Origin of the sequence: Massilia cellulosiltytica (assembly GCF_047325105.1) — a bacterium.
GTDB classification, from domain to species: Bacteria; Pseudomonadota; Gammaproteobacteria; order Burkholderiales; family Burkholderiaceae_D; genus Telluria; species Telluria orientalis.
Map to the genome: position 1 here is coordinate 2,497,495 of NZ_CP168562.1, position 15,908 is coordinate 2,513,402.

Sequence of the window (15,908 nt, forward strand, 5' to 3'; positions counted from 1 at the left end):
TGAAGTACGTCTTGGTTACAGCTGTATCGACGGATTCGCCGTTCCTGCCTCATGCTGGATGGCGGTCGCGCTGCCACGTGCACTGGATGGGATTGTACGTTATCGATACCATACAATTGTAGACCTAATTTCAACAGGTGCGTACATATTTTTCGCCACGCTGGACAATGAAAAAACCCCAAAAGCCGGACGGCGGCTTCTGGGGTTCGGTGAAGACGTCGGGACGTCGGGACGTCCGGACGGATCAGGCCCGGCGTACGCCTTGCCGGTGCCACGCGACCATCGCCAGCATGGCAACCAGCATCAGCGCCGCCGTCGACGGTTCCGGAATCTTCGTCAAGCTGCTGACGCGGGTCGAGGGCGCCGCCACGATAATCTGTTGACCGGCGGGTGCAAACGGCTGCAGGAACAGGTTACCCAGGTCGCCGTCGGCGCCCAGGTAGTGCGTCGCGTCGAACAGCGCCCAGCCGAACGTCGTGCCGATGTCGCCCGGCAGCATGGTGAAGCTGACGTCGAAGCCGAACTTGCCGCCCAGCTGGATGCCCTGGACCAGGTCACCGCCGCCGCCGGCATTGCCGAACACGAAGGGACCGGGCGCGGCGCCCGTGACCGTGCCCGTCAGGTCCGCCGCGCCGTCCAGCGCGCCTGTCAGGCTGCTCACGATGGCGGTTGCCGCCGGCGCGCCGTCCAGGCCCAGGAAGTACAGCTCCAGGAAAGCCGGACCCGAACCCAGCGACGCCGTGTCGATGTCGACGTGATAGAGCGGGGTGGCGGCTGCCTGGCCGCAGGTCCCGGTCAGCGCGGCCGCGAGCGTCAGCCAGGTTAGGAAGTGCTTGAAGCGAATCATGGTCAGGTCCTTTACTGGATGCTGAAGAGGGCCGGCGTGTACGCGATGCCGGCCTTGTTCGGGTTGGAGAAGGTGGTCGTCAGGGTGACGCTCTGGCCCGCGGCCAGGCTGGCGACGGGCAGCGCCATGTACGGCACGCCATCCTTGACGCCGGTCTGGGTGTCCAGCGTGACGCCGGCCGTCAGTGCCTGCAGGCGCAGATGCAGCGGACCCGTCAGCGGCTGGCCACCGGTGTTCGTGATCGTCACCGTACCCGTGTACTTGTTGGTGAAGCGGTTCACCGTCAGGCCCGAGCGCGCGATCGACACGGAGGAGGTCACGTCCGCCGATTTATCGATCGACACCGTCACCGCGTGTGCCTGTTCGGTGTTGCCCGCCCAGTCCGTGCTCCAGTAGCTCACCGTGTGCGTGCCGCTCGTGGTCAGCGTGACGGTGTTGCCCGTCTGCCGGGCACCGCCGTCGACCGTGTAGTACGTTGCAGCGACACCCGAGCCGCCCTGGTTGTCCGTGGCCGCGAAGGTGATCGTCGCGTCCGTGGTCACCATGCCTTGCGGCGCGGTGGCGGTGGTGCTGGGTGCGGTCGTGTCCGCGGCGTTCACCGTACCGTACAGGCGCAGTTCCGTCATGTTGCCGAACCAGGCGTTGGCGTTCGTCATGCGGATGTAGCGGTATGGCGTGGTGCCGGTGATCTTCAGTGACTGCCACTCCGGCGTATTCCCGGCGAAGGTCGAGATGTTGGTCCACGTCGCATTGTCATTGGAACCCTGGACGACGGTGCCGTTGATACGGCCCGAGTACTGGTTCTGGGGACCGATGACGTCGACGCGCGACAACACCGTGGTGACGCCGGGCCGGAAGTCGAACTTGACCCAGCCATTGTTGCCGCTGCCGTTGAGGCGCAAGTCGGTGTTCGTCGTCAGGTTGCTGTCGAACAGCAGTTTTGCGTTCTTGATCACATCGGTCGCATTGCGGCCGTTGGAATCGGTGACGGTGGCGATGTCGAGCACATTGTCGATGTAGTCCTTCTGGTCCGCGATGGACAGGGTCGACGAGTCGGTAGTGAACAGGACGGGTTCGGCGGCGGTACCGTCGGCGGTCCTGTAGTTGAGAAGCAACTTCACCGGTCCCGGTGCCATGGTGGCGTCGACGACTGTCGTCGCCGTCCAGTTCAGGTTATCGGTCGTGGTGATGCTGGCCGGTTCACCCTGGATCGTCGCGCTCACGTTGTTGATCGGCTCGGACGACTGGAACGTCAGCTTGATCGTATTCCCCGGCACGACCCGGTTCTTCAGCGCCTGGTCGGAACCCAGCGACACGCTGGTCAGCTTGTTGACCGTTTCATAGCGGGTGCCGAAGATCCGGAATTCGCCGAGCTCGAGGATGTTATACGTCCAGAGATCATGGATCATCGAGAGCTTGAAGAAGCGGTAGCGCTTCGTGCGGAACTCGTCCGCCACGTTCAGCGTCTGCCAGCCCTCGATCCCGAGCGTCTCGTCGGGCGAGATCCGGGTCCAGTTCTCATTGTCGTTGGAACCGAAGATGGTCACGCCGCCGACGCGTTCCGGGAAGCTGGTGCGCGGCTGGAGCTGGAACTTGTTCGCAGCGACCTTGAAGCTGGGACCGAAGTCCAGCGTGAACGTGTGATTGGTATCGCGGGCGATGGTGAACGCGATGAAGCTGTCGGTATTGTCATCGACGCCATTCGCCGCCCAGTCGCCGAAGTTCGTGACCAGGTTCGTCTTGAAGAACAGGTTCGTGTAGTCCAGGCTGCCGTCCTTCAGCAGCGGGGTCAGTTCACGCAGGCCGGAGACCGCGTTGCGCAATGCCCCCAGCTTCTGGAAGTAGGTATCGTCGGTGCCCGAGCCGATCGTGTTCTGCATGTCGGCGTAGGCACTCTCGTAGGCCGTCTTCGTCGCGGTGACGTACTGCGTGTCCGGCTTGAACGGCGCGGCGACGGTCGCCACGGCAGCCTGCCGGTCCGCGGCAACGTCGACGATGACACGCTTGGTGGTTACCGAGGTACCGTCCGATGCTTCGGCGATGAACGTGTAGGTGCCGGCCTGTGTGGGCTGCCACGAGAACGCGCCCGTACTGGTATCGAACGTCGCGCCCTGCGGTAGGTTGTCCATATTGTAGGTCACGACGTCGCCGGCGGCCGGGTCGGTGGCCGACAGGTCGAGCGTCACCGGGATGGTGGCGCCGGCATACGTGTACGCCGTCGTGTCGCCGGTGCCGGACTTGAAGACCGGCGGGCTCAGCAGGGTGCTGGACTTGACGTTGATATGGTCGATGTCGACCGTCGTACCCGCACCGGTGACCTTGAGCGGCAGGAAGTCGCCCAGGTTCAGCGGCACCACGACGTAACGCCACTGGCCCCGCGTATTCGGCAACGCGAGCGACATGCCGTCGACGTCCATCATGGCCTGGCCACTGGTGCGGATGCGGAAGCCCATGTTGGGGATGGCGGCCCCGTTATAGCTGTACACGGCGATGCGCGTGCCTTCCGGCGTGGCCGTGGTTCTTACGAAGCCGGTCGTGCCTTCGGTCTGCGCGACCGCGTTGCCGTCGTACGCCGTGAACCGGTCTTCCACCTCGCGATACGGATCGACGATGGGGATGCCCAGGTATTTGCTGCCTTCCGCTTCGGCGGCCTTGGGAAGCGTCAGCCAGAAGTCGCCGCCGCCGTCGACGCCATCCCAGTTGTAGGCCTTGCGCTTGGCGTAGATCGTCGTATAGCCCGGTGCGAGCTGCTCCAGGTCGATGCCGCGGACGTATTTGTAGTAATAGAAGGCTTCCCAGGTGTTCTGGGAGAGCCGGCCTCGGTACGACGGATTCACGTTGTTGTACATCGCGCGGATGCTGCCATCCGGATTGACGCTCATGGCGACGGGAACCCATGGAATATCGTAGCCGATCATGTATTTGCCCCACAGTTCGTGGACGGCCAGCAGGCGGTCGTCCATGAACTCGTACGGGCCGACGGCGTTGGACGCCGTCGACGGCGTGCCCGCCGCCGGATCGACCTTGGTACCCTGCGCCATCATCAGGCGGGCGAGAATTTCCGAGTTGGTGAGGTCGCCGGCGCCGTGCGCCTGGTCGCGGCCCATCTCGACGTGCTGGATCTGCGGCGGAATCGCTTCGCCGGTGGCGTCATTGCGCGTCACCGTCCGGAACAATTGCTTGATCGAGCCAGTCCATGCGGGGTCGGGCGCATCCTTGTTGACGGTGAACCATTCGACGGCCTCGTTGTACCCGTCGCGGTCGCCCATGAAGATCGAACCGGACATCTTGGCGATGGTCGTGTACAGGTGCTGGTTCATGAACCGGCAATTGCAGTTGTCGAAGGTCTGGATCACGGGCGTGACCAGGTTCCTCGAGAAGTTGACCGTATCGTCGTCCGTCCACGCGAGCGCCGGCGTCTGGGTGCTCGTGTAGCGCAGGATTTCCGCCGCCGCCGTCATGCGGCTCAGCGGGATCCCGGTATGGATGTGCGAGTCGACGAAATACACGTACTTCGACGGATCCATTTTCCCGTACAGGCGGATGATCCTCATGGCGTTGGCGCGATAGACGTCGTCGCCGGTCACGTAGTACAGGATCGCCTGTGTGTAGGCGGTCAGTGCGTCGTTGATGAACAGGCCGTTGGCGCCCTGGGAATCGATCCCCAGGATACGCGGCTGCGTCGGGTCGGCGCCATTGACGTTCGAGATGCCCACCGTACGCGACGCCTTGCCCGACTTGAGCATCATGTTGAAGTGGGTATTCCAGGGCTCCTTCTTCGCCAGGACCTGGGTCCGCATGGTTTCCAGGGCCTCCTTCGTGAGCCCGACCCCGGGATGCTTGAAGCCGTTCGCATCGATCGATTCGCTGATGACGGGCTGGTAGCTGGTCACCATCGTATCGATCGGGTCTGCGGCCATGGCGACCTGGCCCGGGTAAGGCGCCAGCGTCGCGGCGATACCGATCGATACCGCCATGCAGGCGATGCGCCGCGCCGCACGGTCGAGTTTAATTGCTCTCATGTTTGTCCCCCATTTTTCTACCTCTTCTCGTGTTTAGGTTACCGATAACATCTTGTGCCGAAGCCAAAGCCTGGAAAAATCCAAAAATCTCGCTCCAGAGGTTTTTAATGTATGAAATACGCCAGTTTCCCAGCGGTATCGACAGCGCTGCCGTGCAAATCGGCCCGATTGACTGGACAGGAATGTACGTTATCGATACCATACAATTGTAGACCGAATCCCAACCGGCGGACACAAATTTTTAACGATCAGGATCATCTGCAACCGACATGCCCACCTTTCCCGAACATGAACTCTCCCGCTGGTGCGCAGTCGCACTGTCCGGCCTGCTCGCTGCTGCCATGGCGGGCCCTTGCCAGGCCGGCGACGGCGTCACCTGGGGCGACTGGACCCGGTGGGGCGATCTCGGCAACGGCCGCTATCGCAATCCCGTCCTGCCGGCCGATTACAGCGACCTGGATGCGATCCGTGTCGGCGACGACTACTACGCGATTACATCGACGTTCCAGTTTTCCCCGGGGATGGCGGTGCTGCATTCGCGCGACCTCGTCAACTGGCGCACGGTCGGCCACGCGGTGCCCGACCTCACGCAGATCTCGCCGGAACTGGACTGGACACGGATGAACCGCTACGGCCGTGGCATCTGGGCCGGCGCCATCCGCCACCATGCGGGCCGGTTCTGGATTTATTTCGGCACCCCGGACGAAGGCTATTTCATGACGAGCGCGGCACGGCCGGAAGGGCCGTGGGCGCCGTTGCAGCACGTGCTGCGGGAAACCGGATGGGACGACTGCGCCCCGTTCTGGGACGATGACGGCAAGGGCTACCTGGTCGGCACGCACTTCAGCGACGGCTACAAGATCCATCTGTGGGATCTGAGCGCGGACAACCGCAGCCTCGTGCCCGGGACCGACCAGGTGATCTACCAGTCGAAGGGCAGCGAGGCCAGCAAACTGTACAAGTTCAACGGCACCTATTACCACTTCTTCAGTGAAGTGCAGGGAGACGCGCGCGTGATGATGATGCGGCGGGCGCCGTCGATCCGCGGACCGTGGTCGGAGAAACGCCAGCTGATGCAGGCGGACCGCGCCGCCATGGAGCCGAACCAGGGCGGGATCGTCCAGGGCCCGGACGGCAACTGGTATTTCTTCACCCACCACGGCAGCGGCGACTGGGCGGGACGGGCCGCGAGCCTGTTGCCGGTCCACTGGATCGACGGCTGGCCGGTGATCGGGCAGCCCGACCGGGCCGGCATCGGCACCATGGTGTGGGAGGGACGGATGCCGGGCACGCCGTCGGTCCGCCGGTTCCCGCAAGGCGGCGACGACTTCGATGCCGCCGCGCTCGCGCCCGTCTGGGAATGGAATTATCAGCCGCGCAAGGACAAGTGGTCGCTGGCGGCCCGTCCCGGCCATCTGCGCCTGCACGCCTTTCCCGGCCTGGACGGCGCCAACCTCCTCAAAGTGGGCAATGTGCTGACCCAGCGCGTCGTGCGGACGGGCAGCCAGTCGTTCGCCGCGCGGATCGAGCTGGCGGGGATGGCCGACGGCCAGCATGCCGGCCTCGTCCACTTCACGGCACAGCCGCGCGCCGCCAATCGCGCCGAATCCACGGCGTCCGCCGGCATCGTGATGGTGGCGGGCAAGCGTTACCTGGAAGTGTCCCGGGACGGCAGTTATACCCGATTGCAGCCGTGGAAGCGCGATGCGATCTGGCTGCGCTCGACGTGGGGGCTGGATGGCAAGACGACGCTGGCCGTCAGCGCGGATGGAGCCAGCTACGAGACCGTGCTGCCCGGCTTGTCGTTGACCTGGGGCGCGTATCGCGGCAGCCGTGTCGGCGTGTTCACGTTCAATCCGGCGGGAGAACATGGCTATGTGGACGTGGACAGGGTGACTTATCGCATCGACAATCAGCAGTATTAACTTGTCAACAAAGGGCAAATGGTCCACACTGGTTGTGTGATTATTTGTGATATTTCTCCTTGACTAGACATGAGTACCGTCACGCTGGACGCGGCTGTGCTGCTGGACATCATCGACATCCAGACCGAGATCGCCTGCCAGGGCCTGGATCTGGGCGGCGTCATGCAGCTGGTCAGCCAGCGCGCCGCGACGCTGTGCCGGGCCGAGGGCGCTGCGGTGGAATTGGCCGAGGGCAATGAGATGGTGTACCGCGCGGCAGCCGGGCTGGCCCGGGCGCAGTTGGGGTTGCGCCTGCGGCGCGAAGGCAGTCTGTCCGGCCTGTCCGTGGACAGGAATGAAATCCTGCGCTGCGACGACGCCGAGCTCGACCCGCGCGTGGACCGCGTAGCGTGCCGCAAGGTCGGCCTGCGCTCGATGCTCGTCGTACCGCTACGCCATGACGACCATTCGGTGGGCGTGCTGAAAATCGTGTCGTCGTCGGTGAACGCCTTCGGCACGTGGCATGCGCAGGTGCTCGGCCTGCTGTCGACGCTTGTCGGCGCGGCGATCTACCACGCGGTGCAGAACGCGTCGAACGACCTGTACTACCGCGCGACGCACGATGCCCTGACGAGTCTCGCCAACCGGGCCCAGTTCTACGACAGCCTGCGCCAGCAGCTGGCGCGGGCGGCGCGGTGCCATGGGCACGTCGCCGTCCTGAACATCGACATGGACGGGCTGAAAGCGATCAACGACAGTCTCGGCCACCGCGCCGGGGACGCGGCCCTGTGCGAGGTGGCCAATCGCATCGGCGCCGAACTGCGCGCGGACGACATGGCGGCGCGCGTCGGCGGCGACGAGTTCGGCGTGATTCTCGTCGGCGTGCGCGATCGGCACAGCGTTGCGGCCAAGTGCCAATCGCTGACGGCGGCGATCGGCGCGCCGTTCGAGTTCGAGGGGCGGGCGCTGGCGCTGGGGGCGAGCATCGGGTTTGCGCTGTGGCCGGAAGATGGCGACGATATGGAGCAGCTGATCGAACTGGCGGATCGGGCCATGTATCGGGTCAAGCATGGGCGCCGACGCCTGATCGGTCGGGGTGATCAATCGCCGATGGGTCAATGATGTCGTGATAGGGGCGGTATAGATAGCGTTGGGAGCCGCTCAGGTCGCGTTATTTGTCGTCGAGTTCGGCCCTGTCGCGTCCAATAATCCGGAGTGACGTGCTTGTGGTCTGGCGCACCGGAACCTTGGCGCCTTCCAGTTTGACGGGGATATTGATGGTGTACTTCGCAGAAAGATCAATCATCCATTCCCTCAGGCCCCTGATCGCCGTTGACGAACGGTACTCGTCCATCTTGATCGATTCCCCGGGCGCTACGAACGTGAATCTATTGCGTAGCCAGAGACCCGCGGGCGCGTGCAATGGCGCATCTTTTTGTGCTGGCCATGGTCGAAGAAACGGCCAGGCAATCGAGTCATCAAAATATTGAAAGATAGACAAGTATTTTTCCAGATTTTTTGCAGGAAAAACCGCTCACCTTGCGGCCAGAGCCCTTTATCTCCGTATCATATTCATGGCATCCGCCAGCTGTCGTGAGATTGATATTTGCGTTCCTGTTCTTCTCCAGCATAGTGCGGAATTGGTTCGAGAGCCAGGGCCGTGCGGCTTCCGGGACAATATAAATAAGTTTGTCGTTCGTACCGCGCGTGAAGCCATCGGTATGCGTGAGCGGTTCGATTTCCGCGACAAGCGTCATGTAATCTGTGTGTCCTGGGACGCCACCATCGTATTCCGGAGTTCCGAACATTTCCCACCGGGCCGACTTTAGGTCGGCGGGTAGATCGACGAGTTGTTGCAATGCCTTGATATCGTTGGAAGCTTTGAGTTTTTTATCTTGTGGCGAGCAGCCGGAAACGCAGAGGCCGGCTGCGGCAAGTAATATCGCCACGGTGAGACCAGTCTTGGCTGGCCTCAGCAGGCATACAGGGTGATTATGGACTCGCTTCAAGCAACACTTCATTATTTTCCCTTATATGTGGAGCCATCGCCCTCGAACTCGCACATGACTTAGTTCGTTTTGGGGACGGTGCGTCCCTCACACATGTCGTCCTCAACGGCGCCGCCTGGTACTGTCATATCAATACAAACCAGGGTTTGCTTGTTGTTTTTCGCTTTTCTAACATACTTATTCTGAATGGTGGCTGAACTTGTCGAAGAACCGCCCGCGCGCACTCCATTCCAGCCGAAAAGATAGCCACTGTCGATAATTTCCATTAAAGGAACCGGTTCGGCCAGCGGTAATGGATTCTTGCTGCCGACAGCGCTTGCCCGCCAGATGTCACGCATGCTGGCAGTAGGAACGTCATACAAATAGTACGTGACGCCACTGAAGAATTTACTTGTTCTATACAGGAGCCGCGGACAGCTTTTCTGTATCACCGCGTGCTTGTCCGAAGCGTCGACAATCTGGAAGTTGTACCTTGGGCAAAGATTGCCGGGGGTGTTTGGCTTGTCGATTTTGAATGCGTGATTGAAATTCGGGGAGGCTGAAATAAAGAAACCCTTGCGCCGGCTCCAGTCGCATTGAGAATTTCGTACTTTTCGTTATCAGCATCTCCAGATCAGGTTTTTTCGTGGAGGTTGAATAGATCGGAATTTTCCAGCGAACCTGATCAGGCCCATCAGCCTTTATTTTGTTCTGCTCCGCGCGCGCCTCGCGCAGCAAGACATCTTGCGGGTCTTCTACGGTAGCTGGTCGCCCGTCCTTTTTGACTTCGTGTTTATAAATATTATGGACTGTCATTTGCGTTGGTGGACTATCGCTCGGAAACGATCCCGTCCAATCAATTTATACCCGTCTTTTATTCTTTTAATCGCTATTTCCGGCTCGGCGGTGGGGAATGGAATTGCGGTATTGATTTGCGTCGATGCCGACCATATTCCTCGTAAAGTATTTGTACTTTGATCGTAGATAAAATAGTCGGTACGCCTAAAAAGACGCTCCAGCCGATACTCATGTTTTAGGCAAGTCTTTTATATTAACGCATAGCTAGGGGCGCCATCGATAACGCGAATAGTGGAGCCGCTGTCCGGCAGACCGAGCCTACGGCTGCCGGATAGGCGACTGTATTTCATTTCAGAAATATTTCAAAGATGAGTTAATTTTCAAAAAGGTGGTATCAATCGCCGATCGGACCTATCACTTCCCGTTGAGGGCGATATAAATAGCGCTGAGGTCCAGCTAAATCAATAAAGGTTTCCTGTTTTCCCCACTTGACTTTTTTCAGGTGTTCGCATATATCATCGTCAGGATTGTAGGAGAACGGCTTAGATACAAAGGGCTTTGTGTCAGTAAAGTCAAGCATGATATAACGTCTCACGCAGTTACTCGTTGCGCCAACAGAAACGATCATCCTTTTCACATCACTCGGGCCGCTCTGATTACCTTTGCTGGAAGCCCAATCGATGACATTTGAGAAGCTGTCAAGCATGAGTGATTGCTCGGATCCTCCTTTGTCGGTAACGCCTTCTAAATTCACGATGGCTTTTCCGTTCAAGAGAATTTTTATTGCAGGGGTTCCCCGCGAGCCTGAACGGTCCAAAAACTCAAGCGTTCCCAGTCCGGTATGGTAAGAATAATAATCGGAGCCTCGTTCGTCCAACAAGACTTTTTGTTGTGCGTCAATCGGCCTTTTGGCGTTTTCTGAGTGGCACAAACTTGCGACGGTGCAAAGCAAGATTGTAAAATAGAGCTTTTTCATTATTTATTGATGATTGATTAGCGAATAGCGATTGTAAGGTCAATAAGGTGGCGCGGGAGCGTGCCCTGTCTTGTACACATTTTGTCGAAAATTATGATCTTGTTGTCAATAAACTCGCCGAGCCAATTTCGATGGGCCTTGAGATAATCACCACCCGCCCGCTTTGCACGTATTTCCGCGCCTTCATCTTTGACCTGGGTTCTAAGAAGAAGCTCCGCCTTCTTTGCACTCATTGTATTATAAATGAAAGATATAGCATCATTTGCTCCGAGATGATGGGTTAGATATATCACTTTCGCCTTTTCCCCGTCTGGAATGCTGTCTACTTTTACGCCTTTAGACTTCAATATCTCGAGGTTCTGAAGGCCATAGTCAACGGCTGTATTGATCGCGCATTCGGGATCATATCGCAAATCCAGGAGATTTTGAATATTCGTATCACTCGACGTGGCCCATTTCTGTATAAACCTACGTGAAGAAAGTAATCTATCGAGGCTGGATTTCGGTGCGGAAGTGATTACTGTGCCGTCAGCCAAGTTGAATTGAGGATATGTTTTCTCTACTTTGTCTTTACCGCGCAGCACGGTCTTTGTCTTTTCAGTAATCCATCCCTCGCGTTTAGCGCGTTCGTACAAGAACGTGCCCTTGGTGAGGGTCAGACTTATCCATGTGGCGTCAAGAAACTGTGTCATTCCTCTGGCAGACGATCTTGGATTCTCAGAACGAGGGTCCCACTCACCAGTGTCGTATGTTTGCTTGATAAATACTGGCGTGCCATGTGCGTCAGTTTTTTGTTTGCCAGTTTTTTTGTCAATAACTGGCAATTTTTTTACGTTTATAATGCGAGCCGCCTCTGCGTTCATAATGGCAGCAATAGCATGAGGAGACAGTTTTGAACGTCGCGAGGCTCCAAGAATGATTTCGCGATACTTATGGTTGGCTTCCAGCCTCAGATTTTCAGGATTCGGACATTCCAATGCGACCTGCTGTACAGGATGGCCGTTCTGGCTCCGAGTAAAGGTAGTGCTTCCAATCTCTTGTCGGGTTGTTTCGACAGGTTTGGCAGGTTGAGCTGGACCTTCATGTAATTTCTGTTCAGAAGTCCTTTTTATTTTTGGACTAACAACTCGCGCGTGTGTTGTGGGACCCGCTGGCTTTACCTCGGAAATGGTCTTCCATTCTCCGGCCATTGTCTTCACGGAAACCTTAATTTCGTCACTCGGCTCGAGGACGACAGCAGGGACGAATCCATCGCTGTCAGTTGAGTGATGCAATTTGTGTGCGCCAATCGTTAGATTGACGTGCATGCCTTCTATAGGCTCATTTGAGGCATCAATAAACTGGCAAGTAATAATCGAGAGATCATCGAGTTGCGGGAGTGGTAACGGACCGAGCTCTTCAGGTGTTACCTTGATAGCCAGACGCGGCAATATAAGTACTTGATCTTTTTAATGAGATTATGGTTGTGTATGTCGTTTAATGAGGCGAGTTCATATCGATCGACCTTTTCCCGGGCCGCAATACCGGTTAGGGTGTCGCCCTTTTTTACCACATATATCCTGTTCATTCTTCTGCCTCCAAATCCATCCAGTCGTCTGGTTCTAACGTCACGGGGTCCTGATCGGCAGTTATGTCGGTAACCCAATTTCCGCTTCCGACAAGGACGACGAATTCTTGCGGACGTTCTTGATCGGTTAGTCGCTGCGTCCTGCCATCGCCTTGCGTAGTGCCGGTATACGCAACCTCGAAGCTTTCGGTGTCAAAGACGTCGACATCGACGCCTTCCGCCGGCTTACCCGTGATAGCCGATGTCGCTGCCCAGCGTATGCTATATGGCTGTAGTATTGGTGTAACAAGACGATGTGGGAGCTCTTCCAATCGTGCGGCACCGAATGAACCTTCATCAAATACTTGTTGCGCGCCTTTAACGGAAAACGTGCCCGGGCAAGCAAACGTAATGTCTTTCCCCTCCAGCGTGATCGACGCCTGCCCCGCCTGCAGCACGATCTTCTTGCTCGCCTTGACCTCGATCCCGTCATTGACCGAGATGACAGTGACCTCTTTGTCCGCCAAAATCTCGAGCTGGTCCGTATGCGCCTGCACCGACACCGGCCCGTTACCGGCAACCGCCTGTATGCCGCCCTCGTGCGCATACAACGACGTCGCCTCGGCCGACACCGACGACGACGTGTACGCCGCCGTCACGTGCATGTCCGACTGCGTCGTCCAGTGCAGATGCTGGCCCGCGAACAGCACGGTCGACGCGGGTGTCGCCCAGTTGATGCCGGCCTGCGAATCCAGCAGCACGACCGGCGCGCCGAATTTTTCGACGGGCGACGATGGGTCGAGGTCGCGCGATCCGGGCGTCGGCTTCGCGGCATCCTGGCCGTTCACCGGACCGGCGAAGTTGCCCTTGTCGGCCGGATCGATCTGCGCGAGGAAATCCTTCTGCGCCTGCACGGCCGCCTTGCTGGTCAGCGCATGCTGTCCCGTCGCAGCCCCCAGCAGAGTAGTGCCGAGCGACTGCGCCGCTTTCAGGCTGTCTACCGCTTCGGCCGCGTCCATCTGCGTCGAGCTGACGCCGGCGCCTTGCGCGGCGCGTGCGCGCGTCGTCAGCAGCACGCCTTCGGCGCCGCGCACGACGGCCCAGGTATCCGTGCGCAGTTCGAAGCCGCTGCCGCGGTAGTGGCCGCGCTGCGCGCCGCCTGGCGCCTGGCGGACGAGGTGTCCGAGATTGAGCTGCGTGGCCGCCGTGCTGGTGGCCAGGCGCATGCGCAGCTGGCCCTGCGTGTCGTCCAGCTGCCACTGGTTCCAGCCGGCGCCGTCGAACGTCTGCGTATGGATGCCCGAGATCGTGCCCGCGTGGTCAACGCCGGAATCGACGCCCGCCGCGAACGGCGGCGCATCCGCGCCCGTGTACAACTGCGCGACCACGAGGGGGCGGTCGATGTCGTTGTCGATGAAGTCGACCAGCACTTCGGTGCCGATGCGCGGCGTGAATTGCGACCCCCAGTTGGGGCCCGCCAGCGCTTCGGCCACGCGCACCCACGTACCCGAGCGGTCGTTTCCGGGAGCGCAGCCCGCGTCGTCCGTGTCGTGATCCAGTCCACCGCGGTTCGCCGCGGCGCCGCGCTGCCAGGCGAACTGCACGCGCACCTGGTGGTCGCGGGTCGTGGTGGCGACGCTGTCCGGCAGGCCGACCACCAGCGCCGTCTGCGGGCCGAGCGCCGTGTGTGGCTGGGGCAGGGCGGTCGCGTGCGGGACGATGGGCACGGCGTCGCGCACGCAGCCGAACCGGTTGCGGTACGTGCCGGGTTCGACGCCGCCGCGGTCCACGGCCGCGATCTGCGCGCCGACATTGTTGCGCGCCTCGTGCTCGACCCACAGCATCTTGAAGGCGTTGTCGCCGTCTGGGTAGCGGTCGTGCTGCGTCAGCGTGAACGCATGGCCCGCGGCGAGCCGGCGCGCGGCGCCTTCGCCTTCGAACAGCTTGTTGTCCAGTTCCAGCGCCTGCAGCATCAGGCGGCTGTGCAGGTCGGCCGCGCCGGCGTCGGTGGCGATGCGTTCGCCGGCGCCGTCGTACACCGGCAGCAGCGGCAGCGCGCCGGCATCCAGGATCGATTGCTGTTCGGCGGCGGGCGCGCGGACCTGGGCTGGATCCCAGCTGCTGATCGAGACGGCGTTCGCCTGCACGCGCCGGCGCGCGCGGAAGCCGTCGATGGCGTCGTCGGTGTCGGTGGCGCGCACGCCGTGGAAACGGATGGCGGCGTCGCCCGGCGTCGCGGGAAACTCGGCCGCGCTGTCGAAAATGATCACGCGGTGCCGCGCCTGGCCGTCTTCGGCCGTGACGGCCTGGTCGTGCTCGAAGCGCCAGGACAGGCCCTCCGACGCCATCAGGCGCACGAAGAAATCGTAGTCGCTTTCGCGGTACTGGGTGCAGATGGGGCGCGGCGGCAGGTCCTGCGTGATGTCGAAGTCGAAGCGCAGTTGCGGGTAGTCCGCGAACAGTTCGGTGACGATGTCGCGGACGTTCTTGTCCTGGAAGATGTAGCTGTCGCGGCGCAGGCGCAGCAGGGCCAGCGCGGGCTCCAGGCGCAGCCGGTAGCGCGCGACGCCGCCGTCCGCGCCCAGCCACTCGGCCGCGGTGCAGATGCCGTGCCACGCGCGGCGCGACCCGTCGGGCTGCAGCAGGCCGACGGTCAATTCTTCGCCGATGAAGCCCGCGAGATCGAGATCCGTCGACGTGCTCAGTGCGTCGACGTCGAAACGATATACATCGTTGACGGCTTCGCGACCGCGCACGCTTTCCGCGAGCGGGGATTGCGGCAGCGCGGCGTCGTGCGCGCTGGCCAGCGTGATCAGGCGGGCGTGCTGGGACAGGCCAGTGCCGAAGCGGCGGAGTGCTTCGCTCAACGTTGCGAGATCCATGTCAGAACAGTGTCATTGTCGGGTTGGTGGATTGCGGAGGGCGCCCAGGCGTTGCGACAGTGCGGTCCTGGCCGCCCTGATATCGCCGGTTGCGCCTGCGCCGTTGATGTCGGCGGCAGGTCTTTTCGACCTTCAGCGTGCCGTCGTTCGCGATGGACGCGATGGCGACCAGCTGCTTGCCGGCGTCCGATCTGAACATGGAGATGTAGTACGTCGCGGCGGGTGCGTCCAGCCGAGTAGCAGCGAGGACGCTGGCGCACCCGGTCGTCGACGCCACCTCGGCCAGGTTTGCCGATAGCGGTTTGGCGCCGGCTTCCATCGCGAAATGGCAGGCGCGGGCATGGCCGTCCTCGAAGGTGGCAAATGAGGACGTGTCACCCGCGATGAAGTGACGTTCCAGGAAGCGCCATTGCGGGAACGTCTTGCGCATCATCGTCTCGCGTGCAAGCTTGATGCCGTCGGCGTCTTTCCTCAAATCGGACGACGGGACCCCGTCGTTGAGCATCTTGTCCTCGACGAAGCCCTGGGCCGGGTCATCGTACACGTAATGGAAATAACGATAGGTATCGTCGCGCGTGTCCCGGTCCAGATATTCGATGGCAAGGTAACGCCTGTCCTGCAGGCGGAACGCCCTGATCGACGGTATCGCGACGCATTGCGGAAACGTGCTGCCGCTGTCCGCATCCAGTATGTCGATATAGCGTGGCTTCGCCGCGTGGGGGACGGCAACGAGAAGGCCGCAGCTCGGCGCCATGCCGTCCTTGTCGTAGAACGCGACGGGTACTACCGCCGGACTGGGCGAGCGCGCCAGCTGACGCAGTTCGGCGCTCTCCGCACCGCGTTCCTTGAGGAACCTCGCAACGTCGAGCTGCTGGGCGGAAGCCGGCAGGCAGCACGTCGCCGCGATGCTCATGGCCAGGACCGGGGCAATGTTGTTCATGTCGG

12 protein-coding genes are annotated in these 15,908 nt (G+C 60.6%); 2 read left to right on the forward strand and 10 right to left on the reverse strand.

What is annotated here, in order from left to right:
* Positions 1–244: 244 nt before the first annotated feature.
* Complete coding sequence (locus ACEN9H_RS11105; RefSeq protein WP_413674774.1) at positions 245–847, reverse strand: NF038129 family PEP-CTERM protein; 603 nt, start codon at positions 845–847, stop codon at positions 245–247.
* An 11-nt stretch (positions 848–858) separates the two neighbouring features.
* Positions 859–4,869 (reverse strand): OmpL47-type beta-barrel domain-containing protein, encoded by a 4,011-nt coding sequence (locus ACEN9H_RS11110; protein WP_413674775.1) that lies wholly within the window; start codon positions 4,867–4,869, stop codon positions 859–861.
* A 269-nt stretch (positions 4,870–5,138) separates the two neighbouring features.
* Between ACEN9H_RS11110 and ACEN9H_RS11115 the strand changes: the two genes are divergently transcribed.
* Together ACEN9H_RS11115 and ACEN9H_RS11120 are read left to right on the forward strand one after the other, a co-directional pair.
* Entirely contained in the window at positions 5,139–6,794 is a 1,656-nt protein-coding gene (locus ACEN9H_RS11115; protein WP_413674776.1) for a family 43 glycosylhydrolase, read from the forward strand.
* Between the two features lie 69 nt (positions 6,795–6,863).
* Positions 6,864–7,895 carry a diguanylate cyclase domain-containing protein gene (locus tag ACEN9H_RS11120; protein ID WP_413674777.1) on the forward strand — a complete coding sequence of 344 codons (1,032 nt, stop codon included), beginning with the start codon at positions 6,864–6,866 and terminating at the stop codon, positions 7,893–7,895.
* Positions 7,896–7,944: 49 nt separating this feature from the next.
* Here ACEN9H_RS11120 and ACEN9H_RS11125 read toward each other — a convergent pair whose 3' ends face one another.
* The 8 genes from ACEN9H_RS11125 to ACEN9H_RS11160 form a co-directional block, all read right to left on the reverse strand.
* Positions 7,945–8,274, reverse strand: a complete 330-nt coding sequence (locus ACEN9H_RS11125; protein WP_413674778.1) for a hypothetical protein — start codon at positions 8,272–8,274, stop codon at positions 7,945–7,947.
* A complete protein-coding gene (locus ACEN9H_RS11130; RefSeq protein ID WP_413674779.1) occupies positions 8,252–8,782 on the reverse strand; it encodes a hypothetical protein in 531 nt (176 codons plus the stop codon). The genes ACEN9H_RS11125 and ACEN9H_RS11130 overlap by 23 nt, the downstream gene beginning before the upstream one ends.
* A gap of 59 nt (positions 8,783–8,841) precedes the next feature.
* Positions 8,842–9,120: a hypothetical protein gene (locus tag ACEN9H_RS11135; protein ID WP_413674780.1), complete on the reverse strand. Its 279-nt coding sequence runs from the start codon at positions 9,118–9,120 to the stop codon at positions 8,842–8,844.
* Positions 9,121–9,178: 58 nt separating this feature from the next.
* The gene (locus ACEN9H_RS11140) at positions 9,179–9,577 is read right to left on the reverse strand and encodes a hypothetical protein (protein ID WP_413674781.1); all 399 of its coding nucleotides are present in this window, start codon (positions 9,575–9,577) and stop codon (positions 9,179–9,181) included.
* Positions 9,578–9,953: 376 nt separating this feature from the next.
* A complete protein-coding gene (locus ACEN9H_RS11145) occupies positions 9,954–10,535 on the reverse strand; it encodes a hypothetical protein (RefSeq protein ID WP_371766642.1) in 582 nt (193 codons plus the stop codon).
* Between the two features lie 17 nt (positions 10,536–10,552).
* Positions 10,553–11,965, reverse strand: a complete 1,413-nt coding sequence (locus ACEN9H_RS11150; RefSeq protein ID WP_413674782.1) for a hypothetical protein — start codon at positions 11,963–11,965, stop codon at positions 10,553–10,555.
* Positions 11,966–12,098: 133 nt separating this feature from the next.
* Positions 12,099–14,948, reverse strand: coding sequence for a type VI secretion system Vgr family protein (locus ACEN9H_RS11155; RefSeq protein ID WP_413674783.1), 2,850 nt, complete (start codon positions 14,946–14,948; stop codon positions 12,099–12,101).
* 16 nt (positions 14,949–14,964) lie between these two features.
* A complete protein-coding gene (locus ACEN9H_RS11160; protein WP_413674784.1) occupies positions 14,965–15,903 on the reverse strand; it encodes a hypothetical protein in 939 nt (312 codons plus the stop codon).
* Positions 15,904–15,908: the final 5 nt, after the last annotated feature.

Coding starts and splice junctions, on each gene's coding strand:
- ACEN9H_RS11105 (WP_413674774.1), bottom strand. CDS start 847: ATGATTCGCTTCAAGCACTTCCTAACCTGGCTGACGCTCGCGGCCGCG.
- ACEN9H_RS11110 (WP_413674775.1), bottom strand. CDS start 4,869: ATGAGAGCAATTAAACTCGACCGTGCGGCGCGGCGCATCGCCTGCATG.
- ACEN9H_RS11115 (WP_413674776.1), top strand. CDS start 5,139: ATGCCCACCTTTCCCGAACATGAACTCTCCCGCTGGTGCGCAGTCGCA.
- ACEN9H_RS11120 (WP_413674777.1), top strand. CDS start 6,864: ATGAGTACCGTCACGCTGGACGCGGCTGTGCTGCTGGACATCATCGAC.
- ACEN9H_RS11135 (WP_413674780.1), bottom strand. CDS start 9,120: ATGCGTGACATCTGGCGGGCAAGCGCTGTCGGCAGCAAGAATCCATTA.
- ACEN9H_RS11140 (WP_413674781.1), bottom strand. CDS start 9,577: ATGACAGTCCATAATATTTATAAACACGAAGTCAAAAAGGACGGGCGA.
- ACEN9H_RS11145 (WP_371766642.1), bottom strand. CDS start 10,535: ATGAAAAAGCTCTATTTTACAATCTTGCTTTGCACCGTCGCAAGTTTG.
- ACEN9H_RS11160 (WP_413674784.1), bottom strand. CDS start 15,903: ATGAACAACATTGCCCCGGTCCTGGCCATGAGCATCGCGGCGACGTGC.